Here is a 26507-nt window from a genome sequence, read left to right on the forward strand (position 1 = left end):
GCATCCGATATAAGGCGGAATGAGTGGACGAATGAAACACTGGATCAGCTGAGAAGCCGGGAGGGCGCAGAATTGCCCGCGGAACTGAAATCCCGCTTCCGCATTACAGTTACACCTATGTGGCAAAAGAGGTTTGACAGTGTATATACCAATTAGAGGTTTTTGTCGTTGGACCTACGGTACTTTAGTCGCTAATCATTTTAAATTATGATATAATATAAGGCATTGCAATTATTTGATGCACGAGAAAGTCATGGCTCGGAGGCTTAGGATGAAACCGTATCGCGTACCCCAATTAGCAAAGAAATATGTGGAATACGACATGATTCAGCAACATACGGAAATGCCGACTTTTCCCGACAGTCGTACCCGTTTGCTATTTATGTTTTTGAACCGGAATGTGCAGGAGCTGCATGCCAGCGAGGGAGAACTGTACGCATTGGTTACCTCACTTGTACAGATGGGGCTGGATACGCATGATATGATCGATACTTTATCCGGTATACGGAGCCCGGAAGAGATGCGTTCCAGACAGCTGAAAGTGTTAGCCGGGGATTATTTTAGCAGCCGCTTTTATCAGCTGCTTGCGATGGCAGGCCGCATCACGGCCATTTCAAAGCTGAGTGAGGCCGTATGTGAGGTCAATGCCGGCAAGATGAGCCTGTATGGGAAAATGAAGCATTTCCAACTGGATGCGGCTCAGTATTTATGTCAGATGGTCCGTTTTAAAAAGGAGCTTTTTTTATCGCTGACCTCACTTGTAGCAGAACAGGATCAGGATGTTTGGGAACAGCTTCTCAACGAATTTGCTCTTTGTGATATGCTGCTGGAGGAATGGGATAAGCGGTTAGAACCGGACAAGTCCCGTTTTGGATATATGTTTTGGTATGTTTATGGTAACGGGGATCGGAATGAGCAGGCTATGCTTTCAGAGGACGGTACTGATGCTAAAGCATGGCGTATGCTTGTTCTAAAATATAAGGCTGAGGATGCATTACTGGACAAGCTCCGTACGGCTGTTTTAAATATCCAGCAAGTCCTGTCAGCTAATCAAAATACGGGGGACGAGGAATTTGAACGCATGCTGGAACCTTTCCTGAAGCTGCTGAATAGTCCACACCCAATTGTGAGGGAAAGTTAGGTGAACGTCATGGGAGCTAGCGACACCAAGCCGAAAGAGCAGTTCGTTCATGGGGTATTTGAAAGCATAGCAAGCAAATACGACTTGATGAACGATTTACTGAGCTTTCGCAGACATAAGGCTTGGCGAAAATTTACAATGAAAAAGATGAATATGCATCGTGGCGACACGGCACTTGATCTGTGCTGTGGCACATGCGACTGGACACTTGCGATGGCGCATGCAAGTGAAACGGGTCACATCATAGGACTGGACTTTAGTCAGAACATGCTTAATGTAGGCGAGCGCAAGATTAAAGCAGAGGGTCGTGAAAAGCAAATCAAGCTTGTTCAGGGCAATGCGATGGACCTGCCTTTTGCAGACAATTCATTTGATTATGCGACGATTGGTTTTGGTCTGCGCAATGTGCCGGATCTGCGCCGTGTGCTGCAGGAAATGCAGCGAGTTGTCAAACCTGGCGGGCAAATCTTATGCTTGGACCTGTCCAAGCCTACCTGGCAGCCGTTCAAGGGGATTTATTACACATATTTTCAACACATCTTGCCCATGCTCGGCAAATTGTTCGCCAAACATTATGAGCAATACAAATGGCTCCCTGATTCGTTGGCGCTTTTTCCGGGAAGAGATGAGCTGGCTGACATCTTCCGTGAAACCGGACTAAAAGATGTACAGGCTTATTCTCTCACCGGAGGCATCGCGGCATTACATATTGGAATCAAGGAGAGTCAGCATGTTTAAGAAAATTGCAATTTTTCTGGAAATGATTAAAATTGAACATACATTATTTGCGCTCCCATTTGCATTTATGGGAGCTGTATTGGGGTCGGTTGTTGTCACAGGCGGCCTCCCTTCTTGGCCGCAGGTGGGCTGGATTTTGCTGGCTATGGTTGGCGCACGTAGTGCGGCCTTTGGCTTTAATCGCATGATTGACCGGGTAATTGACGGGAAAAATCCGCGTACAGCAGGAAGAGCTATTCCGGCAGGACTGCTCAAATCAAGCGAAGTGATTGTCTTCATTATCGTCAGCTTGTTGTTATTATTCTGGGCATCATTCAAATTAAGTCCGCTGGCGTTCAAGCTGTTCCCGCTGGCCTTTTTTATGCTTGTTTTTTATTCTTATACCAAACGTTTCACCTGGCTTTGCCATATTGTACTGGGGCTAACGATTGGTTTAGCGCCGCTGGGTGCGTGGGTTGCGGTAACAGGACAGATCGATTGGATCTCGATAGTGTTGTACCTCACCATTGCATTTTGGACGGCAGGCTTTGATGTGATTTATGCTTGTCAGGACGTTGATTTCGATCAGCGCGAGGGGGTTTATTCCATCCCTGCCCGCTTTGGAGTAGCCGGTGCACTCAACATTGCCCGCGCATTTCACGTAATGACGGCAGTCGGATTTATTGCCCTGTTCTTTATTGCAGATTTAAGCTGGTGGTATCTGGCGGGCATGCTGATTTCGTACATTATTTTATTTTATGAGCATTATATTGTATCTCCAAAAGATCTGAGTCGTTTACAGACGGCGTTCTTTACGATGAACGGTGCGCTTAGCATTGTCGTATTTGTGTTTACATTGGTTGATTTGGTGGTGCGTTAATACTAATGAATCTGAATCAGGAGAGCAGTCATCAAGGCAAACGGATTGTTATCGGCATTACAGGCGCGAGCGGAAGCATCTATGGTGTACGGCTGGTTGAAACATTGTTGGACATGCATTATACAGTTCACCTGATTGTTTCCAATGCCGGCTGGCGGGTACTGAAAGAGGAATTGGGCTGGAACGTGACTGACCGGGAGGGGGCTTTGAATGAACAATTCGGAGGCCGTCCCGGTTCTCTTGTATACCACCCATTCACAGATATCGGGGCTTCGATCGCAAGCGGCTCCTATCTGGTGGATGCGATGATTATTATGCCATGCTCCATGGGAACGTTGTCTGCGTTAGCCCAAGGTTCGTCCGATAATTTGATGGCGCGTGCAGCGGACGTCATGATGAAGGAAGGCCGTCCGCTGATCCTCGTGCCTCGTGAAACACCGCTTCATGCCATTCATCTGGAAAATATGCTCAAGCTGGCGAGGCTTGGCGTCAAAATGATTCCGGCCATGCCGGCCTTTTACTTTCATCCGCAGACGCTGGATGATATTGTATTGTTCCTCGTAGGCAAAGTGTTAGATAGCTTGCGTGTTGAACATCAACTGTTTACGAGATGGGGGGATTCCGATGTCAACACCGGACACCGAGACAATCACAATCGGAAAAATTAAATATACGAATGCTTGGCCCATTTTTCATTATTTTAATCCTTCAGAGCTTGTCCACCCGGTAGAGATGATCTCTAAAGTTCCGGCTGAATTGAATCGCGGCATGCTGAACGGGAGCCTGGATGTCAGCGCGATGTCGTCCTTTGCGTATGCATCAGGCTCTGAGGAGATGCTGTTGCTGCCGGACTTATCCGTCAGTGCGGACGGTCCTGTGCAATCCATTTTACTATTTTCACACAAGCCGCTGGATGAGATCAAAAACGGAACGATTGCATTGACGAATACGTCTGCTACATCCGTGAATTTGTTAAAAATTCTGATGCAAAAGGCGTGGGAAGGACAGCCATCTTATTTTGACTGTGAACCGGATTTGGACCTGATGCTGGAACAGGCAGATGCAGGGCTGCTGATTGGAGATCACGCAATCAAGGCCTCCTGGCGGCAAGAAGGTCTGTATGTAACCGATCTTGGCGAAGAGTGGAAACGCTGGACGGGGTATAGCATGACCTTTGCCGTATGGGCTGTCCGTCGCGCCGTTGCTGCTCAGAACCCGGATGCAGTGGCTGAAATTACAGCTGCGTTCTGTGCAAGCAAGCAGCGCAGCTTGGCTGACCTGACGCCTGTTGTCTCTGAGGCTTGCAGCGAAATTGGCGGTCTGCCAGATTATTGGGAGCGCTACTTCACCAATCTATGTTATGATTTTGGAGAGAAAGAACAAAGAGGCTTAGAGCTTTATTTTCAGTATGCGCATGAACTGGGGCTGCTTGATCGACGAGTGAAGCCGCTTCTCTGGAGTGACAATACGCTGACACGGGTGAAGGAATGAAACGATTGGATTTGTTCGGTTTATTAAAAAAGGATATGAACTTCATAGAGGAAGAGCTGTACCGCAGCATCGACAGCAAGGAGCCGTTAATTAATGATACGTCGCTCCATCTGCTCAAAGCGGGAGGCAAGCGTTTGCGTCCGGTATTTGTTTTGCTGGGAGGGAAGTTCGGAGAATATGACCTGAACAAGCTCAAACGCATAGCGGTACCACTCGAATTGATTCATTCAGCTTCGCTCGTTCACGATGACGTGATTGACGATGCTGAAATGAGACGTGGCCAGCCCACCGTGAAGTCCAAATGGGACAATCGGGTGGCGATGTACACGGGAGACTACATATATGCACGTGCACTGTCAATGGTTGCCGAATTGCCAAGTCCCGACATTCACCGGGTACTGTCCAAGGCACTGGTGCAGATGTCTATTGGTGAAATGGAACAAATCCGCGATTTTTTTAATGTGGATCAAAGTGTGCGTAATTATTTGCTGCGCATACGCCGCAAAACAGCATTGCTGATTGCGGTTAGCTGTCAGTTGGGCGCTATGGCTGCGGGAGCCAGGGGAAAAATCAATTCCCTGCTGTACAGCTTTGGCTATAACGCAGGTATGGCTTTTCAAATTCAGGATGACCTGCTCGATCTTTGCGGCACCGAAAAAAAGCTGGGCAAGCCGCCAGGCAGCGATATGAGACAGGGCAATATTACGCTTCCGGTAATTTATGCGCTCAAGCAGCCTGAGCTGCGCGATGATCTGCTGGCTGAAATCGGTCGCATCCAGGACGGGGATGGGCAAGGAGATGCCCGTAAAGCGGTGGATATGATCAAAAAAAGTGAAGGAATCGCTAAAGCGGAAATTCTTGCTGACCGATATATTAAGAAAGCGCTAAAGGCGCTGGACTTACTGCCAGATGTCAAAACGAAAAAGACGCTCCGCGATATCGCTCATTTTGTGACACGCCGCTCCTACTAAAGTTGTGTTTTGAGCTAGCTGTGAAAAAATTCTTTAACCGTTTCCATGCTTTCTGTTACAATACAGATTGTTGCTGTATAAATACATTAAGATTGAATTGGGAGTGAGCCGATGGATCGCACGTTTTTGATGGTTAAACCGGATGGAGTGCAACGCGGACTGATTGGACGCATTATCAGCCGCCTGGAAGACAAAGGCTTCAAAATGACGGCTGGCAAGCTCGTACAGGTATCTAGAGAACAGGCGCAGCGGCATTATGCAGAGCATGCGGGCAAGCCCTTTTTTGAAGAGCTTGTAGGTTTTATCACATCAGGTCCTGTATTTGCCATGGTTTGGGAAGGGGACAATATCGTTACGCTTTCCCGCCTGTTGATTGGCAAAACTCAAGTAACAGAGGCTCAGCCGGGCACGATCCGGGGAGACTTTGCTGCACATACGCCGTTTAACCTCATACACGGTTCGGATTCATTGGAGAGTGCGGAACGTGAGATTGCGAATTTTTTCATCCCAGAAGAGCTGGTTCGGTATGAGAAAAGCATATCGACCTGGGTGTAAGTCTAATCTCGTTGAAGAAGGATGGTAGCATGACAGATATGGAACTGGGTCAGACGGACCCCGATTACACGGCGTTTATCCGCAAAATCAAGGACAGCACAGGTATTGATCTTGCACAATATAAAGAAGCACAGATGAAAAGGCGGTTAACGACACTTCGCAATAAAAACGGGTTTCCCAGTTTTGTTTCTTTTTATGATGCCATGATGAGGGAAAAACCTCTGTTCTATGAGTTTCTGGATCGCATGACGATCAATGTTTCTGAATTTTGGCGCAATCCTAATCGTTGGGAAGTGCTGCGGGATACGATTCTGCCGCAGCTGCTTGCAGGCAAGCAGAAGCTCAAGCTGTGGAGTGCGGCTTGCTCGACTGGCGAGGAGCCTTACAGTTTGGCGATGATTCTCGACGGCAAAGAGATCTTGGGAAATTGCTCGATTACGGCTACGGACATCGATGATGGCGCATTGGCTAAAGCCAAGGAGGGCAGATATTTGGAGCGCTCGCTCAAGGATGTGCCTGAGCAGGTGGCTAGCAAATATTTTAAGCCGGATGGTGCGATGTTCCGGGTGGATGACCGGCTGAAACAGGCTGTAAAATTTCAAAAACAAAATTTGCTGCTGGATCGGTTTGAAGATAACTATGACCTCATTATCTGCCGCAATGTTATGATTTATTTCACTGAAGAGGCCAAGCATAAGCTGTACCAGAAGTTTGCAGCCAGTCTTCGTCCTGGCGGTGTACTGTTTGTGGGAAGTACAGAGCAAATTTTTTCTCCCAACCAATATGATCTGGAATCAACGGAAACCTTTTTTTACCGCAAAAAAGCATAGGTCAGACATAGCATGTGAATGGCCTGCTGATCGGAAACGCACGTCCCTTGGCTTTGTCTGAGGGGCGTGTTTTGTTTATTTGCATCCCGGTGGCTTTTCTTGTCAAAGAAAGGTGCGTATACTATAATGAAGCACAGTTAAAGATTTTAGCGATGCACAGTTTAACAGTTTAAAGGGGGAACGCGTCATGAGTTTACGTTATTTAACCGCGGGGGAAACGCATGGTCCCCAGCTAACTGCAATTGTAGAGGGTATGCCGAGCAACTTGAAATTGGATTTTGAGGAGCTGAATTTTCAGCTGCACCGTCGTCAGAAAGGGTATGGACGGGGTCGGCGCATGCAGATTGAAAAGGATACGGCCAGCATTGTCGGAGGCGTGCGTCACGGTTATACCACGGGTGCCCCCATTGCTCTCGTAGTGGAAAATAAAGATTGGAAACACTGGCAGAACATTATGAATATTGAGCCGATCGAAGGCAGTGACGAAGAAAAGCGCCGCGTTCACCGTCCGCGCCCGGGGCATGCTGACTTGAACGGGGGATTGAAATACAACCTGAAGGACCTTCGCAACGTACTGGAGCGCTCCAGTGCACGTGAAACTGCGATTCGTGTCGCATGTGGCGGTTTGGCCCGTCAATTGCTAGCCGAGTTCGGAATCAAGGTGGCTGGTCAGGTCATCCGCATTGGGGAAATCGAGGCTCCTTACCGTGATTTGCCGATTGATGAGCTGATTGCCGTGACGGAAGCCTCTTCGGTAAGAGTGACCGATCCGGAAACCGAAAAGAAAATGGAAGCGTACATTGACCTGATCAAGCAGGAAGGCGATTCGGTCGGCGGGGTAGTGGAATGTATCGTGGAAGGTGTCCCGATTGGTCTGGGCAGTCATGTACAGTATGACCGGAAGCTGGATGCGCGCATTGCTCAGGGAGTCATGTCGATTAATGCTTTTAAAGGCGTGGAAATCGGTATCGGCTTTGAAGCGGGAGAACTGCGCGGTTCACAGGTGCATGATGAGATTCTGTATGATGAGGAACGTGGATATTACCGTCGGACCAATCGTTTGGGTGGTTTTGAGGGTGGCATGACCAATGGAATGCCTGTTGTCGTTCGTGGTGTCATGAAGCCGATTCCGACTTTGTATAAACCGCTGCAAAGCGTTGACATTGATACCAAGGAATCGTTCACTGCACAGGTTGAGCGTTCGGATGCATGTGCAGTACCGGCGGCAAGTGTGGTTATGGAGCATGTTGTAGCCTGGGAAATCGCGAAGGCTTTGCTTGAAAAATTCGGCGGGGATTCGATTGAAGAGATCCGTGCGAATATAGCATCCTACGAAGAACAACTGGGTCGGTATTAAGATGAGTACGCTGACGGTACAACTTGGAGAGCGTTCCTATCCCATTCATATCGGGCGTGGATTGCTGCACCGGGCCGGAGCGCTTTTGAAGGAACGGGCAGTAACGTCCAGAAGTCCATTGTTGATTGTTTCTGACGAGCATACAGCGAAACTCTACCTGGCGACATTGGAGAACAGTCTACAGGAATCGGGATACAAGACAGTATCTTTTGTGGTCAAGCCGGGTGAAACGTCCAAATCGCTGGCTGTATTTGAGCAGGTCATAACAGCAGCCATCAAGGGTGGATTGGATCGCCATTCTGCCGTTATCGCACTTGGCGGTGGTGTAGTGGGCGACCTGGCCGGTTTTGTGGCAGCCTCGTTTATGAGAGGCGTCAAGTTTGTCCAGATTCCTACCACGATCCTTGCCCATGATAGCAGCGTGGGTGGCAAGGTTGGCATCAATCATCCTTTGGCCAAAAATATGATTGGGGCCTTTCATCAGCCGGAACTCGTGCTGTATGACGTAGATACGTTGTCTACATTGCCTCCGCGCGAGGTATCCGCCGGGCTGGCTGAAATGATCAAGCATGGTTTGATCTGGGATGCTGATTTTGCCCATTGGTGCCATGATCATGCGGTAGATTTGCTGGCGCTAGACCCGGCAGCTCTGGAGTACGGGCTGAAGAAGGGTTGTTCTGTAAAAGCCGAAGTGGTCTCACGCGATGAACGGGAAAATGATTTGCGCGCTATTTTAAATCTCGGTCATACGATTGGTCATGCGATTGAAGCAATCGCAGGATACGGTGAATTTTTACACGGAGAAGCGATTTCGATTGGGATGGTCGGCTCTGCGCTTTTAGGTGTGAAGCTAGGGGCAGCCCCCTCTTTGGTAGAAGAAACCAGAGATATGCTGTCTTCACTGCGGCTGCCGACCTCCCTTCCAGCACATCTGGATACGGATCGGCTGCTGGAGGCGATGATGCATGACAAAAAGTTTAAAGAAGGCAGCATTACTTTTGTAGTCCCGCGCAGTATCGGATACGTGGAGGTTGTAAAGGATATTCCCATCTCTGACATAAGGCAAGTCATTGAACAGTTAAAAGAGGAGGCGTAAAGATGTACAATCGTGGAATTCGTGGAGCGACGACCGTAGCGAATAATGAAGAAAACGAAATTTTGGAAGCGACCAGCCAACTGTTGGATGAGATCGTATCCTACAACGAAATTCAGCCTGAGGACATTAGCAATGTCTGGATTACGGTCACTCATGACCTGGATGCTGCATTCCCGGCCAAGGCGATCCGCCAGCTTGACGGATGGGATATGGTTCCGCTGATGTGTGCATTGGAAATTCCTGTTGCAGGCAGCTTGCCCAAATGTATCCGTTTGATGGTACAGGTGAACACCCATAAATCCCAACGGGAAATCAAGCATGTATATTTGAACGGAGCGCAGGCGCTAAGACCGGACCTGGCTTCCAAAGGGTAGTACTGCCCTTTTTTTAAGTTGCTGGTTGCCAAAGTAACATCTGATGAGATATAGTGTGTGTAGCAGAGTTGAGTAGAGTTAGCCAGAGCCAGTTGAGATGAGAAGAGTGCAGTCCGAGCCAATTCCATATGAGATTACAGAGACCGACGGCGACAAGTGAGCTGGTGTCATGAAAAGATTTATCTTCGACAGCGGAGCTTATTTGAGTTAGCCTGAGGTTCATGCAGAGGGATAAGTGTATACTTTGCCCGTTTGTTGTAATCTTTTTACATATGGTCGCATTCTTATAATTTCAATAAACTGACAGCCTCTACCTTCCAGGTAGAGGCTTTTTTGTATTCTCTCCTTTGGGTCTGCGCCAAATTGGAAAGGAAGTGATCTCATGTTAACGCCGCATGTGGAGCAAGTGATAACGATGGCGAATGAATTTAACCTGATTCCTGTGTACAAAAAAGTGCTGGCCGATATGGAGACGCCGATTCGGATTTTTCGTCGGTATGCGGAGCGGAATCGAGCCTTTCTGCTGGAGAGTGTAGAGGGGGGCGCGCAGTGGGCCCGCTATTCCTTCATCGGAACGGACCCTTTTCTGATGGTGTCGGGTAAAAAAGGCCGTTTGATTATGGAGCAGCATGGCAAGCGGCACATATTAAACGACAAGCCGCTTGAAGCGCTCAAGGCGCTGCTTCGCAAATACCGCAGTCCCAAACTGAAAGAAATGCCTCCGTTTACAGGCGGAGCGATCGGATTTTTTGGATATGATCTGCTTCAGTACTATGAAAGGCTGCCGGAGCATTCGGTCGATGACCTGAATATGGATGATATTCGTTTTATGTTTTGCGATCAGGTGATTGTTTTTGATCATGTGAAGCAGCAGATTTTGCTGGTTGGCAATGTTCATGTAGGCGAAGGGTTCCGCGATGAGGACATTCGGGCGGCCTATGCTGAGGTGGAACGCAAGCTGGAAGAAACAGCGCAAAATTTGCGCAAGCAGGCACCTCCAGAAAGAACGGGATCGGCTTTCATTCCGGATGATGTAGAGCTGGGCGAGATTCAATCCAATGTGACGAAGGAACAGTTTATCGCAAATGTGGAGCAGGCGAAGGAATATATTCGCTCAGGAGATATTTTCCAGGTGGTGTTGTCCCAGCGTTTTCACATTGATACTGAGGCTTCTCCACTCCAGGTATACCGCGTACTGCGCACGATGAACCCGTCGCCATACATGTATTATTTGAAAATGGATGACGAGATCATTGTAGGTACTTCGCCGGAGGCGCTCGTCAAGGTAGAAAACCATCGGGTAGAAACCCGCCCTATTGCAGGGACGAGGCCGCGCGGTGCAACGGAGGCAGAGGATGCAGCGCTTGCCGAAGAATTGCTGAAGGATGAAAAAGAACGTGCCGAGCATCTGATGCTGGTCGATTTGGGAAGAAATGATCTGGGCCGTGTATCCCAGTTTGGTACGGTCAAATGCGATACGTTTATGGAGATCGAACGCTATTCCCATGTCATGCACATTGTGTCCAACGTGTCGGGTCAACTGCGTGAGGATAAAGATTTCTTTGATGCTTTCCTGTCTTGCTTGCCGGCGGGCACCGTATCGGGGGCTCCGAAGCTGCGTGCGATGGAGATTATTGCCGAGCTGGAGCGGGAGGCGCGCGGACCTTATGCAGGAGCTATCGGATATTTGGGATTTTCGGGCAATATGGATGCTTGTATTACGATTCGTACAATCGTGTTCAAAAAGAACCGGGCCTATGTTCAGGCCGGTGCGGGGATTGTATGGGACTCGGTTCCCGAAAGCGAGTATCAGGAGACGGTGAACAAGGCCAAGGCATTGCTGAAAGCCATTCGCACGGCGGAAGCAATGTTCCCGGCAACGACACAGCCCTACAATAGCGTCATCAACCAAGATTACTTGTACACTCCCTAAGCAGGCATCGGGCAAGTAAAACTGCTTGGCGGGAGCCAGAATAGACAAAAATCTGATTTAGAGGAGGAGAGGACGATGGAAGGACATAACACGATGCAAGCGGGAATAAGCCGGGTTATTAAGGGACAGCATCTCTCGCGTGTGGAGGCCCGCAGCGTAATGGAACTGATTATGAGCGGCAGTGCCACACAGGCGCAGATTGGCGGGCTGCTGACGGCCCTTCGCATCAAAGGGGAGACGGTCGACGAAATCACCGGCTTTGCCGAGGCTATGCGCGGTTACGACAGTCCCGTGCATGCTGAAGAAGGGGAGACTCGTCTGCTGGACACATGCGGGACCGGTGGCTCGGGGATTCACAAGTTTAATATCTCTACCATATCTGCGATCATCGCTGCTTCGGCATCTGTGCGGGTGGCGAAGCACGGCAACCGTTCGGCAAGCGGCCGTGCCGGGAGTGCAGATGTGCTGGAGGCACTCGGAGTCAACATTCACCTGACGAGTGACCAGGCCTGGTCATGTCTGGACCGGATCGGCATCTGCTTTTTGTTCGCGCAGCTATACCACCCGTCGATGAAGCATGCCGCCGTCCCGCGCCGCGAGCTTGGGGTGCGGACGGTGTTCAATATGCTGGGGCCGTTGACGAACCCGGCTAGAGCGGATCGACAGCTGCTGGGCATTTACGACGCCGGGAAAACGGAAGTGATTGCCGAGGTGCTGAATCGTCTCGGCTCCAAACGAGCCATGGTTGTCAGCAGTCTGGACGGACTGGATGAAATCAGTATTTCGGCTCCGACGCGAGTCTCCGAGCTGAAGGACGGCAAGGTTCACACGTTTGAGCTCCAGCCGTCGGATCTGGGCTTGCAGATCCATCGTCTCGATCAGGTGCTGGGCGGTGATGCTCAGGTTAACGCCGACATTATACGGCGTATTCTGAACGGAGAGCGTGGAGCTTACCGGGATGTCGTACTGGCGAATGCTGGTGCGTGCATTTATGTTGCCGGCGTAGCAGCCAGCTTGACGGACGGAGTAGCACGGGCGGCAGAAGCTATAGACTCTGGCTTGGCACTTTCCAAGCTGGATCAATTAATACAAGCGACGGGAGGATATCAATATGTATCTTGATCAAATTGTGGTGACGAAGCGTCAGGAAGTGGAGCAGCTCAAGGAGCACTTTAATATTAGTGAAGCGCAGCGGCTCATTGCCAATCTACCTGCGACTAGAGGATTTGAGGATGCGATAGCTGTACGCCGCAACCGTCCGCTCGGGCTGATCGCTGAGGTGAAGAAGGCTTCTCCGTCTAAGGGACTGATTCGACCGGATTTCCATCCGGTGGACATTGCGCGAGCCTATGAGCAGGCAGGAGCCGATTGCATTTCGGTACTGACGGATGTGACGTATTTTCAGGGCAGTCCCGAATATTTGCAGCAAATTCGTGAGCAGGTGAACATTCCGCTGCTGCGAAAGGATTTTATCATCGATGAACGGCAAATTTATGAAGCACGTCTGCTGGGAGGCGATGCGGTGCTGCTGATTGCGGCTATACTGGAGCCGCGTGTTTTGGGATCGTTTTTACAGATCGCCAGGGACCTAGGACTGGACGCACTGGTGGAGGTGCATGACAGTGAGGAGCTGAAAGGGGTACTGGATTTGGGCACAGCAACCTTGATTGGGGTCAACAATCGCAATTTGCGAACGTTCGAGACCCGCCTCCAAACGACGGAAGAGCTGATTGCACTGGTTCCCAAAGAAGTTACGTTCATTAGTGAAAGCGGCATAGGCGGGCCGGAGGATGTAATATACCTGCACTCGGTAGGCGCACACGGTATCCTGGTAGGAGAGCACCTGATGCGTAAGGATGATGTGGGCCAAGCGGTAGCGGACTTAATGAACGGGGTTACGGCATGAATAAAACGGGCATAAAAATTTGTGGACTTCAAAGCGTTGAAGTGCTAAAATCTATGATAAACTTACCGGCCGATTATATAGGTTTTGTGTTTGACGGCAGTAAGCGCCGCATTGATGGTGCGCAGGCTGGAGAGCTGCTCCGCGTGTTGGATGAATGGGCCCCGGGCAGCAGACCGCGCAGCGTAGGCGTATTTGTGAACCCTGATGATGAACGATTAATTGATGTGATGAGGCAGGCTCCACTGGATGTCATTCAGCTGCATGGACAGGAAAGCCCGCAGCGCTGCAGCGAGATCAGGGAGCGTTTTGGCGTACAGGTATTCAAGGCATGGTCTGTAGACGGTCAACAACAGATGATGAAGGGACTGATGGAACGCCCGGTGGACGAACTGGAGGCCTATTTCGGAACGATTGACGCACTGCTGCTGGATACATATGACCCTGTGTATGTCGGCGGCTCCGGTAAAACGTTCGCGTGGGCTCGAATTCCGGCCTACCTGGCTCGGACCCGCCAACATGGAATTCCTTTGTTTGTAGCCGGTGGACTGACTGCTGAAAATGTTGAAAAGCTGGTTATCGAGTACCATCCTGAAGGGGTGGATGTATCCAGCGGCGTAGAGACAAATGGAGTCAAGGACATTTCAAAAATCACGGCATTCGTAGAAAGGGTGAAGCGGGCATGACACAATTACCTGATAATAACGGACGTTTTGGGACATTTGGCGGGCGTTTCGTACCGGAAACGCTGATGAACGCACTTATTGAATTAGAGGAATCCTACCGGAAGTATGCGGATGATCCGGAATTTAAAGCAGAGCTGAACGAACTGCTAAAGGATTATTCCGGCCGGGAAACTCCGCTTTATTATGCAGAGCGTTTGAGCAAGCATTTGGGCGAGGCTAAAATTTATTTGAAACGCGAAGATTTGAATCATACTGGTGCCCACAAAATCAATAATGCATTGGCACAAGGCTTGCTGGCAAAGCGTATGGGCAAACAGAAGGTCATTGCCGAAACAGGTGCAGGACAGCATGGTGTCGCGACAGCGACGGTAGCGGCGCTGCTCGGACTGGAATGCAAGGTGTTCATGGGGGAAGAGGATACGGTCCGCCAGCAGCTAAACGTATTTCGGATGCAGCTGTTGGGGGCAGAGGTCGTTCCGGTGACATCGGGTACACGTACACTCAAGGATGCCGGAAATGAAGCCCTTCGTTACTGGGTGAGCCATGTTCATGATACGTTTTATATTTTGGGCTCGGCTGTTGGCCCGCATCCATATCCGATGATGGTGCGCGACTTCCAGCGTGTGATTGGCGATGAAACGCGCCGTCAGATTTTGGAAAAGGAAGGTAGACTTCCGAATGTCGTCGTGGCTGCGATCGGTGGCGGAAGCAATGCCATCGGCATGTTCTACCCTTTTATTGAGGATCAGGGGGTTGCCTTGATCGGTGTAGAGGCTGCTGGCAAAGGCGTAGAAACCGAATTCCATGCGGCAACGATGAGCAAGGGAACCAAAGGGGTTTTCCAGGGTTCCATGAGCTATCTGCTTCAGGATGAATTCGGACAAGTGCAGCCTGCGCATTCGATTTCGGCCGGACTGGATTATCCGGGTGTTGGGCCGGAGCATTCGTATCTCAAAGATATCGAGCGGGCCCAATATGTCCCGATCACAGATCAGGAAGCGCTCGATGCACTACAGCTTCTCTGCCGCACAGAAGGCATACTTCCTGCATTAGAGTCGGCACATGCCGTTGCACAGGTCGTCAAGCTTGCACCTGCACTGACGGCAGATGATATGATCGTGATCTGTTTGTCCGGGCGCGGGGACAAAGACGTGGATTCCATTATCAAGTATCTGGGAGGAAATCCGTCATGAATTTAATTGATCAGGCGTTTGAGCGCCTTAAAAATGAAGGCAAAACGGCATTAATTCCTTTTCTGACGGTGGGCGACCCCGATGTGGATACCACGATAGCAATTATCCGCCAGCTGGAGTCGGCTGGGGCCGACATATTGGAGCTGGGCGTCCCGTATTCCGACCCGCTGGCTGACGGCCCTGTAATTCAGCGCGCATCTGAGCGTGCGCTCAAACGGCAAATCTCGATCCGCACTTGTATGGAGACGGCTTCTCTGGCGAGGGCGGCAGGTTCAAGCCTGCCTTTTATTTTGTTTACGTATTACAATCCTGTACTGCAGATGGGGATGGATGCTTTTTTTGCTGGCCTGCAGCAGCACGGTATCAGCGGTCTGATTATTCCGGACCTTCCGCTTGAGGAAGCGGAGGAACTGGGAGTGAGGGCGGCAGAGGCAGGAGTGCATCTCATCCCGCTGGTGGCACCAACTTCTGAGCTGCGGATTGAGCGGATTGTCCGCCATGCCCGCGGATTTGTATACTGTGTATCCTCGCTTGGTGTAACCGGGGAGAGAGCTTCCTTTTATGAAGGGATAGAGGACTTCATTTCGCAGGTCAAACGCCATACCGGCATTCCGGTAGCGATCGGTTTTGGAATTTCGAATCGCGAGCAGGTCGTCCGGTTTTCCGACATTTGTGATGGAGTTGTAGTCGGCAGCGCCATTGTGCGTCAGGTGGAGGAAGCCATTCCGCTATTGGAGAATTCTGCGCGCAGAGAAGAAGGGCTTTTGCAAATTCGTGATTTTGTGGCACAATTAAAGCCATAATTGGAGTCATATAGAAAGTAGTTTAGTTCTGATTGGATAGAGGAGGTAGGGGCATGCAGCCTAAACCGCATATTGTACATTTGCCGGTATATCAGCCAGGCAAACCGATTGAAGATGTAAAACGCGAGCTGGGGCTTGATGAAGTGATCAAGCTCGCATCGAATGAAAATCCGTATGGCAGTTCTCCCAAAGTATTGCAGGCCATTCAGCAGGAGTTTACTAACATTAGCATCTATCCTGACGGCAGTGCGGTAGCTTTGACGCAGGCGCTGGCCAAACAGACGGGCTTGAATGAGGATCAGTTTATTTACGGCTGCGGCTCTGATGAAATTATTGCGTTGATTACACGTGCGTTTCTCCTGCCCGGGGAAGAAAGCATCATGGCCGATCAGACATTTTCCGTATACAAAAGCAACGTGGAAATTGAGGGCGCGGTTGCTGTTGAGGTGCCATTGCGCGATGGTGTGCATGATTTGGATGCAATGCTGGCTCAAATCAATGACCGCACGAAAATCATCTGGATTTGCAATCCGAATAACCCGACAGGCACGATTGTATCTGAGGCTGATTTGATTGCATTTTTGAATCAAGTACCAAAGCATGTGATGGTCGTGCTGGATGAGGCATATGCCGAGTTTGTGACGGATCGCTCGTATCCGGACGGTATTCGTTTATTGTCAGCGTATGAGAATCTGGTTGTGCTGCGTACGTTCTCCAAAATCTATGGTTTGGCTTCGCTGCGTATCGGATACGGTATGGCAACTAAGTCAACCATTCGCTTGATCAATCAGGTCCGTGAGCCGTTCAATACTTCACGGGTGGCACAGGCTGCGGCGATTGCGGCGTTAGAGGATCAGGAGTTTGTTCGTGAATGTCGGGAGCGCAACGAAGAGGGTAGAGCTTATTTGCAAACTGAGTTTAAGCGCCTTGGACTGAAGTTTTTTCCGGCACATGGCAATTTTATCATGCTGGATGTGCGTCGTCCTTCCAGTGAAGTGTTTGAAGAACTGCTTCGCAAAGGTGTGATCATTCGCGCTGGTCATCATAAATATCCGACATATATCAGGGTGTCGGTTGGGTCTCAGCCGCAAAATGAGTTGTTTATCCGTGCGCTGGAACAGATCCCGAGGGCGGAAGCGGCGGATGTAGGCCTATAATTTCCGCAGATAGGATATGATAATGAATGAAGATAGCTATTTTTGGTGTGGGGCTGATTGGCGGGTCCCTCGCGCTTTGCTTTAAAGGGAAGCCGGGCATTACCGTTGTCGGTCATGCTCATCTTCCTGAACTGATGGAGCCGATGTTAAGCCGTGGTGTCGTGGATACCGCAACGGTTTCGGTTGAAGAGGCGGCAGAGGATGCCGATTTTATTTTTTTATGCGTACCTGTTGGTTTACTGGAGCACTATCTGGAGCTGTTAAGCAAGCTGCCGCTCAATCCGGGCTGTATTATTACCGATGTAGGCAGCACCAAATCGCCCATTGCCAAAAAAGCATCCGAGATTTCTTTACACAACGCTTATTTTATCGGCGGCCATCCAATGGCTGGCTCGGAGCGTTCCGGCGTGAAGGCGGCTTCTGCGTTGCTGTTTGAGAATGCGTATTATGTGCTTTCTCCGGCAGAGGGTGTGCCAGAGAAAGCATGCCGCTCGCTGGAACAGCTGTTGAAATATACAGGGGCACAGGTTGTCCGCGTTGAACCTGACATGCATGATGATATTGTCGGAGCGATCAGCCATCTGCCGCACATTATTGCAGTGGCGCTGGTGAATCAGGTGCGAAAGCACAATGATGAAAATCCATTGTATCGTACATTGGCTGCGGGCGGATTCCGTGATATTACCCGGATCGCCTCCAGTGATCCGATTGTGTGGCGCGACATTTTGCTGAGCAATCGTGAAGTTATACTGGACTTGCTGGAAGAATGGAACGGGCAGATTGAGCGTTTTACTCATTTATTGCGAACACGAGACGGTGAGGGAATCACTGATGAGTTTTTGATGGCTGGAAATTTCCGCAGTGAGCTGCCAGAGCGTCGCAAAGGAGTCATCGTCTCTACGTTTGACCTGTATATTGATGTACCGGATACCCCGGGGATTATTGGACGCATTGCGATGGAACTGGGGAACCACAGCGTGAACCTGAGCAATATGCAAATTATCGAAAGCCGGGAGGATGTTCCAGGCATTATGCGGCTTTCCTTCCGTCAGGAGCGGGATTGGGAACGTGCCAAGACCCTGCTTGATTCGATAGGCTATAAAGTGGTAGTGTAAGGCATCGGGAAAGTGGGTGTCCGTTAAGGAGGCCGCTCCGCGATTCATTTGACCTTACGATCGCTGTTGCCTGCGGATTTTCTGAATATATGCTCAAAAGGGAAAATCCGCAGGCGAAGGCGAACGCTTTGCTTCTCCAGATTCAAAGTCGAATCATTCTATGCACTATTTAGTTATGACTATCTTTCTGTACATACCGTTGAACATTATAGGTACATCCTCTTTGATCCGCAATTTTAGTTTTTGTTTTTCATACAGTTCTTCAAAATTCAACCCTATATCGGTTCCTAACACCTTAATAACGGGCCTTATCGTTTTTTTAAATAATGAGGGCTCTTTTCCTTTAGGAGAAAACTTATCGAATATGATAAGTTCCCCGTCTTTTTTCAAAACTCGCACCATTTCATCGAAGCATTTATTTGCGTCAGGTACTACCGAGAGAATTAGACTTCCTGCTACTATATCAAATTGCTCATCCATAAAATTCATTTGTTGAGCATCCATTTCTAAAAATTGTATGGAGGTATTGGCAAATTTCTTTTTTGCTTTGTTAAGCATTTCAGTTGAATAATCTATGGCGGTAATATCCAGCCCGTGGTGATTTATCAATTCTAAATCTGCTCCAGTTCCTACACCTACAAAAAGTATTTTTTGCGCGCTATGGAATGACTTTTCTTGAAATATGATCTTTCTAGAATTGAGAAAGCTGCCTGAATTGAAAAACTTATCATAAAATGGAGACCAAATCTTATATATTGCTTTGTTCCACTTATTATTCATTTCTTGCCTCCTACTATTGAAAAAATTTATTATATAATATTGTGTTTTAATAGAATAATCAAATAATTGGTGAATTATTGAAAGTTGGAGTTTATCACCACATGTGGGGCAACTGAATAGCCAAAGAGGAGTAATTGAAAACAAAAAAAGACCATCCGGGCAAAGGCCACGGATGGTAGCTACTTTTGTGAAGTAGCTGAGTAGGATAGGAGTGGAGAGAAACCATACTGTACTTTTATTATATGTATCCGTTTTCATTTTGTCAATCTTTTTTAAAGCGTTTTCTTTTTACTAATTATTCAAGCTATGTATCATAAATGGAACGGATCAGTGAATAGGACCTTGTCCGCTTTAACTTGAAAAGACTCAAAATCAATTAAAAAGTCGTATATTTGAATCTATTTCCAGCGTTGGGCAGTCATGGATGGAAATCATGGGGATTTTAGACTTTTTTACTGAGGGCCATTTTGTGGTACAATAAGTAAGTCCATTTGGGACCATGCATATCGTTGGATAGCACCGTTAATGCTGGCAGTACATAAGGTAAGAAAATAACAAATGTTTCATGATGCTGTTTCATCATTTGCGCAGAGGGCGCAACTTTCTTGAACCTGTTCGGTATATATAGACAGAATCGGACGGGAGAACAGCACATGTATGGGCGAGGAGGGTCTCACTCGGATGATGACAGATTCCCAGATGATTCAGGAAATCAAACAAGGTAATGTTGAGGTTTATTCAGAATTAATGAGGCGGCACCAACGTAAAATTTTAGCCTTTGTTTATCATATGCTGAAAAGTTCAAACCTGGAAATGATTGCAGAGGACTTATGCTCGGAGACGTTTTATAAAGCGTACCGGAGCCTCCATTCTTTCCGTGAGGTAGATGCATCGTTCTCCACATGGCTATATACGATTGCACGCAATACGGTGCTCAGCGAGCTTCGTAAGCACCGTAGCGGTCAGGTTCCATTGGAGGAGAGCGGTTTTGTTCCGGTAGCACCATCGGATGCGATTCCAGAACAGGCTGTCCTTCGCGGCGAGAAGGTAGAGATGGTCCGTGAAGCAATCAACAGATTGCCAGAAAAGCAGAGATCTGCGCTGATTTTGCGTGAATATGAGCAATTGGACTATCAGGAGATTGCTACGATTTTAGGGCAGACGGTCAGTGCGGTCAAGTCTTTGCTTTTCCGGGCAAGAACCAGTGTGAAGACGCAGTTGGAGCCTTATTTTTTTGAGCCTCTATATGAGGAAAACGAAGGGATGAGCAGCCAATGAAATCCAGGGACGCTGAGGATTTGTTCGCTACAGGCAAAAATGTATCGAAACAGGACTCGGAACGCAGACGGGCCAAAGGCTCGTCTGACGAGTCGGAGCTTGGTTCGGAAGCAGACGAGTGGAATTTATCAAAAGAAAATCGATCCGCTATCCGTGATATTTCTTTTCAAATATCAGATGAACAGGTAGAGGCGATGAATCGCAGGGTCATGGATCGGATTTATGAGGAGTCCCCGTGGCTTGTTCCCGGCGAGCATCGACGTGCGCGTGTGAACCCGACAGCCCGTAAATATATGTCTGTATGGATCGCCGGTTTTTTGGCCGTATTTTTGTGCAGTTTTTTGTTTTTGAACTGGAATGGAAGCTCCTCTCAGGAAAATTCCCCTCAAGCAGCACCTGTCATGGATACGGGTATTTTACCGACAGGATTGCTGAAAACTACAAGTACATCTCCACAATATCAATATCACATTAAAGATATGAGTACTGGCATTATGGAACCGCTGGTTGCAAATATTGTTCCGACTTACCCGCAATACTGGATCTTGTTGTCCATATCGGCACTTGCGCTTGCCTTGTTTTCTCTGGGCTGGATTCATCGGGCAAGAAAGGTTAGAAATTAGCAGCATAGTCGGACTCCGATACAGATTCATTACAATGCCTGAATAACAAAATAGCGGAGGAAACGACACATGCTTATTGGTTTGATCAGACATGGATTGACAGACTGGAATGCAGTGGGTAAAATACAAGGCCACAGTGATATTCCGTTGAATGAGGAAGGACGCCGGCAGGCACGATTACTCGCAGAACGGTTAAAGAGGGAGCCTTATTATTGGGACGGGCTTATTACAAGCAGCCTCTCCAGAGCCAAAGAGACCGGGGAGATCATTGCTTCTGCTCTGCATCTTCCGTTACTGGAGCCAGATGATCGCTTAAGAGAGCGGGCCTATGGTCAGGTCGAGGGGATGACGCAAGCCCAACGTGAAGCAAAATGGGGAGTCGACTGGCATTTGCTTGATCTGGGTCAGGAGAGCGATGAAGACCTGCAGCTGCGTGCATTGGCTTTTATGGAAGCCATGTGGGCAGAAAATCAGGACAAGCACCTGTTGGTCGTTTCCCACGGCGGATTTTTGGCTCATTTGTACAAGGCTCTGTATCGGGAAAAATATACAGAACGAATCGGAAATTTGTCATTGAGCATACTTCAGCGTGAGGACGCCGATTGGATACCGCTTTTGTATAATTGTACGAACCATTTGCAGGAAAAAAGTGGATGTAACTCTAAAAGATAAAGAAAGACCACGAGCTTCTACCCAGCGTAGAAACGTGGTCTTTTTGTTTTTTAAATTATACCTTTACAAAAAAAGAGGTTTAGAGTCTGGGTATTCCGTCAAAGCTGTGGGTACAACAGGTAAGAATCATTTCCGGATAACAGTCCAGTGGCGAGGCGATGGAATAATGAATCTGGCGGATATGCTGACATTTGCGGATATTATGCACTTGAATAGAATTGCGGTGTATTACGATTGTAACTGTAAGCCCAATTCCAAGCATGAGCTGATCCAGGGTATTTTGACAAAGCTTGGCAGTAGCAGTTTTTTTGAGACACAGGTCAGGGAGCTGAGATTGTCAGAGGTAAGGTTTTTGAATGCGCTGCTGTTTGATGATCGGCCCTACTTCAGTATGGAGGATTTGATTGCGATTGCCAAACAGTCGGTTGAGGAGGACGGAAATTCGGGTGAGCGGCCACGGGACATCGTGACCCGCCTGCGTTCTAGCGGTTGGCTGTTCAACGGTTCTACGCACAGTACGAGGTATTTATACCAAATTCCGCTGGATATGAAGGAGCGCTTCCGCCGTGTTATGGTGCATGATCTCCAGAACGGAATGACCCGGGTGGGTGAACCGCCATCGTATCGGGAAGAAGGACATCTGCTGGCGGAGGATTTACGACTTTTCCTGCAATATGTGGAGCAGCATGAGGTTCCGCTCAATCCCGAAGGAGCCTGGTACCGTCGCAATCAGCAGCAGTTGATGGAGCATTTTCATATTCCGGAGCCACTGCTGGGCAAGGGAGGATGGCGTTTCGGATACGGTCCCTCTTTTAAGTTTTATCCGGATCGAATGGCACTGCTATATGATTATGCCCGTCACTCCAGGTACATTGAGGAGAAGGGGGATCGGGTTGTGCTGACAGCAAAGGGGGAAGAGCACAGAGAGCATACCATTGAGGATGAGATGATACAGCTATTCAGGTTTTGGTTAAGGTTGTATAAAGGGGCTGTTCCCAATCTGCTCTCGTTAGTCTACTGGATTGGAGAATGTGCCAGGCCATGGACGTCCTCGGAATCGCTGTTCATGCATATCGGCCCGCTGATCCGGCCGTTTTACTATGATAATCCCCGTTCGGTTTTTGATCAGAGGATCATCCGAATGATGCTGCATCTGGGCATGCTTCGCCAGGGTGAGCACTCGACGGGACCCTCTGTACAGATGTCGGCCTGGGGGCTGAAACTGGCGGGGGAATGCCGCATTGGGCGGAACGGCTCAGGTATAAGGCTCCATTGACAAGCAGTACGCATGTTGATAGAATTTCACCCAAAATGAGAGGGTGAAGCTGATGTTGATTCACTATAACGGAAACATACCGCAGCTCCATTCATCTGTCTATGTGGCAGAAGGAGCTAAAATTGTCGGAAAGGTAACGATCGGCCAGGATTCCTCCATATGGTTTAATGCCGTACTGCGTGGAGATCTGGCGCCTGTCATCATCGGTGAACGCTGCAATATTCAGGATGGTGCCGTGGGACATGTGAACACAGGCCAGCCTCTGGTATTGGCGGATGATGTCTCGGTGGGGCATGCTGCGATTATTCATGGCTGTACAGTAGGCAAAGGCACTTTAATCGGTATGGGGGCCATTGTACTCAACGGAGCGGAGCTCGGTGAATATGCTTTAGTAGGAGCAGGGTCGGTCGTTACGGAAAATACTAAAATACCACCCTATACTCTTTCTCTCGGTACACCTGCCAAAGTGGTGCGCGAATTGACAGAAGCAGATCTGCAGCGAATGTCGCGAACGGCACTCAGCTATGTGGCGAAAGGAAAAGAATATAGGATCTCTTAAACTCATGTTGGAGGTGCATCCTATGGATAAAATGAAGGTTACTTATGAGGTAATGTTGGGCCTGTCTGCTGAAATGGTTTTGGACGAGGCATTACGTAAACACCGGAGTGAAAAGCTCTACAAGGATATTGATGAGGCGCTGGCCTCCGGAGATGAAGTAGCTTTTCGTCATCTTACGGATGAGCTGAAAGCGATGAGTTGAAACGATTTTTAGGCTTTCAGCCAGACATTTCAAACCAATCGTCAGTTCAAGATGATACTTATAAAACCTGACCGTAGCGCCGGCCAGGTTTTTTTGGATATGATAGAATTTATAAATTTTCAGCGGAGCTGAACCATTCGATAATCGCAAGCAAAATATTCGCTAAGCAAGGTCTGACTTCCGTCAAAGTATGTCGATCGGCGTTTTTCTTATATCCTTGGATATGATATAGTCTTGGTAGGATGGAGCTTGCAAGGGTCTGTCGTATGAACGGAGGATGAAGGACGTGTCATTGTCTTATTGGTGGAGCCGGTCGTTCTTGACGAGCCGGCCTTTTTTGTGGCTGCTTTATTGGTGTAATCTGGCTGGAACCGTGTATGGATATATATGGTATAAAGGACAACTGGAATATACACTAAACGATCACCCGCTGTGGCAAATTGTGTTTGTGCCTGATAGTCCGACAGCCAGCTTGTTTTTTACGATTTCGATTCTATTTTTGCTTTATCCTCCGCGGCGCAAGAGCTTAAGGGCCATTCGTCAGCTTATGGAAGCGCTAGCCGTGGTCACAAGTGTCAAGTATGGCATCTGGGCCTCGGCTATTATTTTTTGGGGTGTCGCACAGGGGGGGCATATAGTATGGCAGGATTGGATGCTGGTGGCTTCTCATACAGCTATGGCCGTCGAAGCGTTGCTGTTCGTGCGTTTTTTTACCTGCAAATGGATCGCTTGGGGATTGGCCGCTGTGTGGACACTGCTAAATGATACAATGGATTATACATTTAGCATTTATCCGTACCTTCCGAAGACATTAATAGATGATGTACCGCGAGTGCGTGCTTTTACCTATATGCTGACCCTTTTCAGTATCATAGCAGCATGGCTTGCCATGAATGTGCGCAATCGAAAATACAAGCAGTTCTAGTCCTGGTGTCCTTGCCATACAGTAAGGTGAGGAGGGATGTCCCATGATTTGGGGTCAGGTAGTTCGTATTACGTTACGTGTTGTTTCAAGTGTTGTGTTCGCTGTGGTTCTGCTGCTGTCCGTCTGCGTCCCTCCAGGTATAGCGGAAGCACGTGACCAGCCTAAGGCCGCCAATCCTGCAAAAGAAATTGAAGGAATGGATCATGCAGCTGCGGTACTGTACCGGGACGTCATGGATGGGAATATTGAAAAAGCGCGCGCGGATGTAGCTGAGGTGAGCCGATGGTTCAGCATGGGTCAGGTACAGACAGCGCTGTCTGTAGAGGCTATTCATGCCTTATCCGGCAGCATCCTTGAGGTGCAGCAGGCTACACAGTCCGTGCAAGCCTCGCCGGATGAGTGGGTAAAGGCTGCGGCCAGTTTGCGGCTTGCGACAGATGCACTTGCACATCGGAATCAGCCGTTATGGCAGCAGTATTATAAAATTTTAAAAGAGGATGTTAGCGGTCTGAACTCCCAGTTTGCCAAAGGAAACATGAAAGGCTTTGCAGCCGGGGCGGCAGTGCTGGAAGATCATTATGAGACGATTCGTACAGCAGCATTGATCCATGGCAAGTCAACTGAGGTCGTACGGACCGATTCATGGATATCCTATATCAAAGGATTGGGACAGCAGCAGAACGTAGACGCCTCAGCGATCAGAGGGGCATTGGAGCAGGGCAACCTGACGTTTAACGCTTTGTTTGGGCGTGAGAAAGACGCCACCGCACTGGCGCCATTTATCCCACAAGAAAGTGAACGCCGGGCGGAATTGGCCATCGGAATAATGGTTCTGCTGGCGCTGACGTATGCAGGCTATCGTAAATACCGGACCGGGTTCTATGGATAACGCTGAACATGAACAACTGACTAGTTCGAACATTTCAACATTCACAGCCTAAGCTATGTAGCCGTTCTCTGCACATTGGTCCTCGCCCGGAATTCCGGGCTATTCCTCTTTGAACCCTTCTCCGTGCACATCATGCACATCCTGAATGATAATGAAGGCCCGTGGATCGACAGATTTCACAATCTGATGCAAGCGTCGTATTTCCTGACGAGGCACAACACAGTAGGCCACATGTTTGGCCTGCTTGGAAAATGCGCCTACAGCCGGAATAATTGTCACCCCCCGATCCATATCTCTAGTTATCATATCGGCAATATCCATGGTATGATCGCTGATAATCATGAAAGCTCTGGCGGAATAAGCCCCTTCTTGTATAAAATCAATCACCTTGGAGGCGATGAATACGGCGACCAGTGTATAGAGAATTTTTTCCTTTGGTATGTACAGCAAGGCAGCGCCGATAATGATAATGTCTATCACCAGCAGAATTCTTCCCATACTCCAGCCGAACTTTCGGTTTAAAATTCGAGCTACAATATCAGAGCCGCCAGTGGTGCCGCCAAAACGGAACACAATACCCAACCCGGCCCCAAGCGTAACCCCGGCATATAATGAAGAAAGTATAAAATCATGTTCGGTCTGAAACGTTCCCATCCATCCCATATCAATCATTTTTTCAAACAGCCATAAGAAAAAGGTGAGCGACCCGATTCCTACCCCTGTATATATAATCTGCTTGCTGCCAAGCCCTTTCCATCCAATTAAAAATAATGGAATATTCAGAAGCAACGTGGAAAGAGAGGGGGGAATCGAAAAAGCATAATTGAGCAGCAGGGTAATCCCTGTAATGCCGCCTTCCATCAGTTTGCTGGGTATAATGAAATACAGTAAACCGAATGCGTAGATGGCGGTTCCGAGCAGAATGGGTAAAATCAGTTTAAGCTGTTCCACGAACTTGGATATCTTCATATAATCCCTCGCACTGGCAGTTTGGTAAGGAACGGTTTCTTGTTTTACGTAATTCACGGCTCCTTATGTTTAGTATACCTTTTTATTAAAAAAAATTTGTTTTAAAATGTGCTTTACGATAACATATGAATA

At 48.6% G+C, this 26507-nt stretch carries 29 protein-coding genes; 27 read left to right on the forward strand and 2 right to left on the reverse strand.

Translation table 11 applies throughout. The features are described from left to right. Positions 1–271: 271 nt before the first annotated feature. The 19 genes from JO375_RS16365 to JO375_RS16455 all read left to right on the forward strand — a co-directional run bounded on the left by JO375_RS16365 (position 272) and on the right by JO375_RS16455 (position 18202). Positions 272–1141, forward strand: coding sequence for a heptaprenyl diphosphate synthase component 1 (locus tag JO375_RS16365; protein ID WP_229525470.1), 870 nt, complete (start codon positions 272–274; stop codon positions 1139–1141). A 9-nt stretch (positions 1142–1150) separates the two neighbouring features. Further along, positions 1151–1879 (forward strand): demethylmenaquinone methyltransferase, encoded by a 729-nt coding sequence (locus JO375_RS16370; protein ID WP_229525471.1) that lies wholly within the window; start codon positions 1151–1153, stop codon positions 1877–1879. Continuing rightward, entirely contained in the window at positions 1872–2738 is an 867-nt protein-coding gene (locus JO375_RS16375) for a UbiA-like polyprenyltransferase (protein ID WP_229525472.1), read from the forward strand. Before JO375_RS16370 ends, JO375_RS16375 begins: the two co-directional genes overlap by 8 nt. Positions 2739–2743: 5 nt before the next feature. After that, positions 2744–3406 carry a UbiX family flavin prenyltransferase gene (locus JO375_RS16380; protein ID WP_229525473.1) on the forward strand — a complete coding sequence of 221 codons (663 nt, stop codon included), beginning with the start codon at positions 2744–2746 and terminating at the stop codon, positions 3404–3406. Continuing rightward, on the forward strand, positions 3363–4229 hold the full coding sequence (locus JO375_RS16385) for a menaquinone biosynthetic enzyme MqnA/MqnD family protein (protein WP_229525474.1): 867 nt from the start codon (positions 3363–3365) through the stop codon (positions 4227–4229). The genes JO375_RS16380 and JO375_RS16385 overlap by 44 nt, the downstream gene beginning before the upstream one ends. Further along, a complete protein-coding gene (locus JO375_RS16390) occupies positions 4226–5200 on the forward strand; it encodes a polyprenyl synthetase family protein (protein ID WP_229525475.1) in 975 nt (324 codons plus the stop codon). Before JO375_RS16385 ends, JO375_RS16390 begins: the two co-directional genes overlap by 4 nt. Positions 5201–5311: 111 nt before the next feature. Beyond that, entirely contained in the window at positions 5312–5755 is a 444-nt protein-coding gene (ndk, locus tag JO375_RS16395) for a nucleoside-diphosphate kinase (protein WP_229525476.1), read from the forward strand. Positions 5756–5784: 29 nt separating this feature from the next. Next, positions 5785–6585 carry a CheR family methyltransferase gene (locus JO375_RS16400; RefSeq protein ID WP_322098747.1) on the forward strand — a complete coding sequence of 267 codons (801 nt, stop codon included), beginning with the start codon at positions 5785–5787 and terminating at the stop codon, positions 6583–6585. Between the two features lie 187 nt (positions 6586–6772). Beyond that, entirely contained in the window at positions 6773–7942 is a 1170-nt protein-coding gene (aroC, locus tag JO375_RS16405; RefSeq protein WP_229525477.1) for a chorismate synthase, read from the forward strand. A gap of 1 nt (position 7943) precedes the next feature. Continuing rightward, complete coding sequence (gene aroB / locus JO375_RS16410; protein ID WP_229525478.1) at positions 7944–9038, forward strand: 3-dehydroquinate synthase; 1095 nt, start codon at positions 7944–7946, stop codon at positions 9036–9038. Positions 9039–9040: 2 nt separating this feature from the next. Continuing rightward, positions 9041–9412, forward strand: coding sequence for a chorismate mutase (gene aroH, locus JO375_RS16415; RefSeq protein ID WP_229525479.1), 372 nt, complete (start codon positions 9041–9043; stop codon positions 9410–9412). A 382-nt stretch (positions 9413–9794) separates the two neighbouring features. Next, positions 9795–11345 carry an anthranilate synthase component I gene (gene trpE, locus JO375_RS16420; RefSeq protein WP_229525480.1) on the forward strand — a complete coding sequence of 517 codons (1551 nt, stop codon included), beginning with the start codon at positions 9795–9797 and terminating at the stop codon, positions 11343–11345. Positions 11346–11420: 75 nt separating this feature from the next. Continuing rightward, complete coding sequence (gene trpD, locus JO375_RS16425; protein ID WP_229525481.1) at positions 11421–12467, forward strand: anthranilate phosphoribosyltransferase; 1047 nt, start codon at positions 11421–11423, stop codon at positions 12465–12467. Continuing rightward, positions 12457–13251 carry an indole-3-glycerol phosphate synthase TrpC gene (gene trpC / locus JO375_RS16430; RefSeq protein WP_229525482.1) on the forward strand — a complete coding sequence of 265 codons (795 nt, stop codon included), beginning with the start codon at positions 12457–12459 and terminating at the stop codon, positions 13249–13251. Before trpD ends, trpC begins: the two co-directional genes overlap by 11 nt. Then, complete coding sequence (locus JO375_RS16435; protein ID WP_229525483.1) at positions 13248–13934, forward strand: phosphoribosylanthranilate isomerase; 687 nt, start codon at positions 13248–13250, stop codon at positions 13932–13934. The genes trpC and JO375_RS16435 overlap by 4 nt, the downstream gene beginning before the upstream one ends. Continuing rightward, complete coding sequence (trpB, locus tag JO375_RS16440) at positions 13931–15127, forward strand: tryptophan synthase subunit beta (protein ID WP_229525484.1); 1197 nt, start codon at positions 13931–13933, stop codon at positions 15125–15127. Before JO375_RS16435 ends, trpB begins: the two co-directional genes overlap by 4 nt. Next, on the forward strand, positions 15124–15930 hold the full coding sequence (trpA, locus tag JO375_RS16445; protein ID WP_229525485.1) for a tryptophan synthase subunit alpha: 807 nt from the start codon (positions 15124–15126) through the stop codon (positions 15928–15930). Before trpB ends, trpA begins: the two co-directional genes overlap by 4 nt. 53 nt (positions 15931–15983) lie before the next feature. Further along, on the forward strand, positions 15984–17087 hold the full coding sequence (gene hisC, locus JO375_RS16450; RefSeq protein ID WP_229525486.1) for a histidinol-phosphate transaminase: 1104 nt from the start codon (positions 15984–15986) through the stop codon (positions 17085–17087). 26 nt (positions 17088–17113) lie between these two features. Continuing rightward, positions 17114–18202: a prephenate dehydrogenase gene (locus tag JO375_RS16455; protein WP_229525487.1), complete on the forward strand. Its 1089-nt coding sequence runs from the start codon at positions 17114–17116 to the stop codon at positions 18200–18202. Between the two features lie 165 nt (positions 18203–18367). Here the strand turns inward: JO375_RS16455 and JO375_RS16460 are convergent, their stop codons facing one another. Then, positions 18368–18982: a class I SAM-dependent methyltransferase gene (locus tag JO375_RS16460; protein WP_229525488.1), complete on the reverse strand. Its 615-nt coding sequence runs from the start codon at positions 18980–18982 to the stop codon at positions 18368–18370. A gap of 681 nt (positions 18983–19663) precedes the next feature. On the opposite strand from JO375_RS16460, the gene JO375_RS16465 reads away from it, so the two are divergent. From JO375_RS16465 to JO375_RS16500, 8 genes are all read left to right on the forward strand, one after another. After that, positions 19664–20260, forward strand: a complete 597-nt coding sequence (locus tag JO375_RS16465) for an RNA polymerase sigma factor (RefSeq protein ID WP_229525489.1) — start codon at positions 19664–19666, stop codon at positions 20258–20260. Continuing rightward, positions 20257–20883 (forward strand): anti-sigma factor, encoded by a 627-nt coding sequence (locus JO375_RS16470; protein WP_229525490.1) that lies wholly within the window; start codon positions 20257–20259, stop codon positions 20881–20883. Before JO375_RS16465 ends, JO375_RS16470 begins: the two co-directional genes overlap by 4 nt. Positions 20884–20952: 69 nt before the next feature. After that, a complete protein-coding gene (locus JO375_RS16475; protein ID WP_229525491.1) occupies positions 20953–21555 on the forward strand; it encodes a histidine phosphatase family protein in 603 nt (200 codons plus the stop codon). A gap of 166 nt (positions 21556–21721) precedes the next feature. After that, the gene (locus tag JO375_RS16480; RefSeq protein ID WP_229525492.1) at positions 21722–22831 is read left to right on the forward strand and encodes a hypothetical protein; all 1110 of its coding nucleotides are present in this window, start codon (positions 21722–21724) and stop codon (positions 22829–22831) included. Positions 22832–22883: 52 nt separating this feature from the next. Next, on the forward strand, positions 22884–23390 hold the full coding sequence (locus JO375_RS16485) for a gamma carbonic anhydrase family protein (protein ID WP_229525493.1): 507 nt from the start codon (positions 22884–22886) through the stop codon (positions 23388–23390). A gap of 22 nt (positions 23391–23412) precedes the next feature. Further along, positions 23413–23592: an IDEAL domain-containing protein gene (locus JO375_RS16490; RefSeq protein WP_013371655.1), complete on the forward strand. Its 180-nt coding sequence runs from the start codon at positions 23413–23415 to the stop codon at positions 23590–23592. A gap of 286 nt (positions 23593–23878) precedes the next feature. Continuing rightward, the gene (locus JO375_RS16495; RefSeq protein ID WP_229525494.1) at positions 23879–24517 is read left to right on the forward strand and encodes a DUF1405 domain-containing protein; all 639 of its coding nucleotides are present in this window, start codon (positions 23879–23881) and stop codon (positions 24515–24517) included. A gap of 43 nt (positions 24518–24560) precedes the next feature. Next, positions 24561–25406, forward strand: coding sequence for a sporulation protein YpjB (locus tag JO375_RS16500; protein WP_229525495.1), 846 nt, complete (start codon positions 24561–24563; stop codon positions 25404–25406). Positions 25407–25505: 99 nt separating this feature from the next. On the opposite strand, the gene JO375_RS16505 is transcribed toward JO375_RS16500, so the two are convergent. Then, positions 25506–26375 (reverse strand): YitT family protein, encoded by an 870-nt coding sequence (locus JO375_RS16505; protein WP_229525814.1) that lies wholly within the window; start codon positions 26373–26375, stop codon positions 25506–25508. Between the last annotated feature and the right edge of the window lie 132 nt (positions 26376–26507).

Source organism: Paenibacillus farraposensis (assembly GCF_020736845.1).
Lineage (GTDB): Bacteria > Bacillota > Bacilli > Paenibacillales > Paenibacillaceae > Paenibacillus > Paenibacillus farraposensis.

Excerpts from the sequence above, each read along its gene's own strand:
- JO375_RS16500 (WP_229525495.1), top strand. The coding sequence starts at position 24,561 with ATGATTTGGGGTCAGGTAGTTCGTATTACGTTACGTGTTGTTTCAAGT.
- trpD (WP_229525481.1), top strand. The coding sequence starts at position 11,421 with ATGGAAGGACATAACACGATGCAAGCGGGAATAAGCCGGGTTATTAAG.
- JO375_RS16455 (WP_229525487.1), top strand. The coding sequence starts at position 17,114 with ATGAAGATAGCTATTTTTGGTGTGGGGCTGATTGGCGGGTCCCTCGCG.
- JO375_RS16380 (WP_229525473.1), top strand. The coding sequence starts at position 2,744 with ATGAATCTGAATCAGGAGAGCAGTCATCAAGGCAAACGGATTGTTATC.
- aroC (WP_229525477.1), top strand. The coding sequence starts at position 6,773 with ATGAGTTTACGTTATTTAACCGCGGGGGAAACGCATGGTCCCCAGCTA.
- JO375_RS16505 (WP_229525814.1), bottom strand. The coding sequence starts at position 26,375 with ATGAAGATATCCAAGTTCGTGGAACAGCTTAAACTGATTTTACCCATT.
- trpC (WP_229525482.1), top strand. The coding sequence starts at position 12,457 with ATGTATCTTGATCAAATTGTGGTGACGAAGCGTCAGGAAGTGGAGCAG.
- trpA (WP_229525485.1), top strand. The coding sequence starts at position 15,124 with ATGAATTTAATTGATCAGGCGTTTGAGCGCCTTAAAAATGAAGGCAAA.
- JO375_RS16390 (WP_229525475.1), top strand. The coding sequence starts at position 4,226 with ATGAAACGATTGGATTTGTTCGGTTTATTAAAAAAGGATATGAACTTC.
- JO375_RS16385 (WP_229525474.1), top strand. The coding sequence starts at position 3,363 with ATGTCAACACCGGACACCGAGACAATCACAATCGGAAAAATTAAATAT.
- JO375_RS16490 (WP_013371655.1), top strand. The coding sequence starts at position 23,413 with ATGGATAAAATGAAGGTTACTTATGAGGTAATGTTGGGCCTGTCTGCT.
- JO375_RS16375 (WP_229525472.1), top strand. The coding sequence starts at position 1,872 with ATGTTTAAGAAAATTGCAATTTTTCTGGAAATGATTAAAATTGAACAT.
- JO375_RS16475 (WP_229525491.1), top strand. The coding sequence starts at position 20,953 with ATGCTTATTGGTTTGATCAGACATGGATTGACAGACTGGAATGCAGTG.
- aroH (WP_229525479.1), top strand. The coding sequence starts at position 9,041 with ATGTACAATCGTGGAATTCGTGGAGCGACGACCGTAGCGAATAATGAA.
- JO375_RS16470 (WP_229525490.1), top strand. The coding sequence starts at position 20,257 with ATGAAATCCAGGGACGCTGAGGATTTGTTCGCTACAGGCAAAAATGTA.
- JO375_RS16435 (WP_229525483.1), top strand. The coding sequence starts at position 13,248 with ATGAATAAAACGGGCATAAAAATTTGTGGACTTCAAAGCGTTGAAGTG.
- JO375_RS16400 (WP_322098747.1), top strand. The coding sequence starts at position 5,785 with ATGACAGATATGGAACTGGGTCAGACGGACCCCGATTACACGGCGTTT.
- JO375_RS16480 (WP_229525492.1), top strand. The coding sequence starts at position 21,722 with ATGAATCTGGCGGATATGCTGACATTTGCGGATATTATGCACTTGAAT.
- aroB (WP_229525478.1), top strand. The coding sequence starts at position 7,944 with ATGAGTACGCTGACGGTACAACTTGGAGAGCGTTCCTATCCCATTCAT.
- JO375_RS16485 (WP_229525493.1), top strand. The coding sequence starts at position 22,884 with ATGTTGATTCACTATAACGGAAACATACCGCAGCTCCATTCATCTGTC.
- JO375_RS16460 (WP_229525488.1), bottom strand. The coding sequence starts at position 18,982 with ATGAATAATAAGTGGAACAAAGCAATATATAAGATTTGGTCTCCATTT.
- JO375_RS16365 (WP_229525470.1), top strand. The coding sequence starts at position 272 with ATGAAACCGTATCGCGTACCCCAATTAGCAAAGAAATATGTGGAATAC.
- JO375_RS16465 (WP_229525489.1), top strand. The coding sequence starts at position 19,664 with ATGATGACAGATTCCCAGATGATTCAGGAAATCAAACAAGGTAATGTT.
- trpE (WP_229525480.1), top strand. The coding sequence starts at position 9,795 with ATGTTAACGCCGCATGTGGAGCAAGTGATAACGATGGCGAATGAATTT.
- JO375_RS16370 (WP_229525471.1), top strand. The coding sequence starts at position 1,151 with ATGGGAGCTAGCGACACCAAGCCGAAAGAGCAGTTCGTTCATGGGGTA.
- ndk (WP_229525476.1), top strand. The coding sequence starts at position 5,312 with ATGGATCGCACGTTTTTGATGGTTAAACCGGATGGAGTGCAACGCGGA.
- trpB (WP_229525484.1), top strand. The coding sequence starts at position 13,931 with ATGACACAATTACCTGATAATAACGGACGTTTTGGGACATTTGGCGGG.
- hisC (WP_229525486.1), top strand. The coding sequence starts at position 15,984 with ATGCAGCCTAAACCGCATATTGTACATTTGCCGGTATATCAGCCAGGC.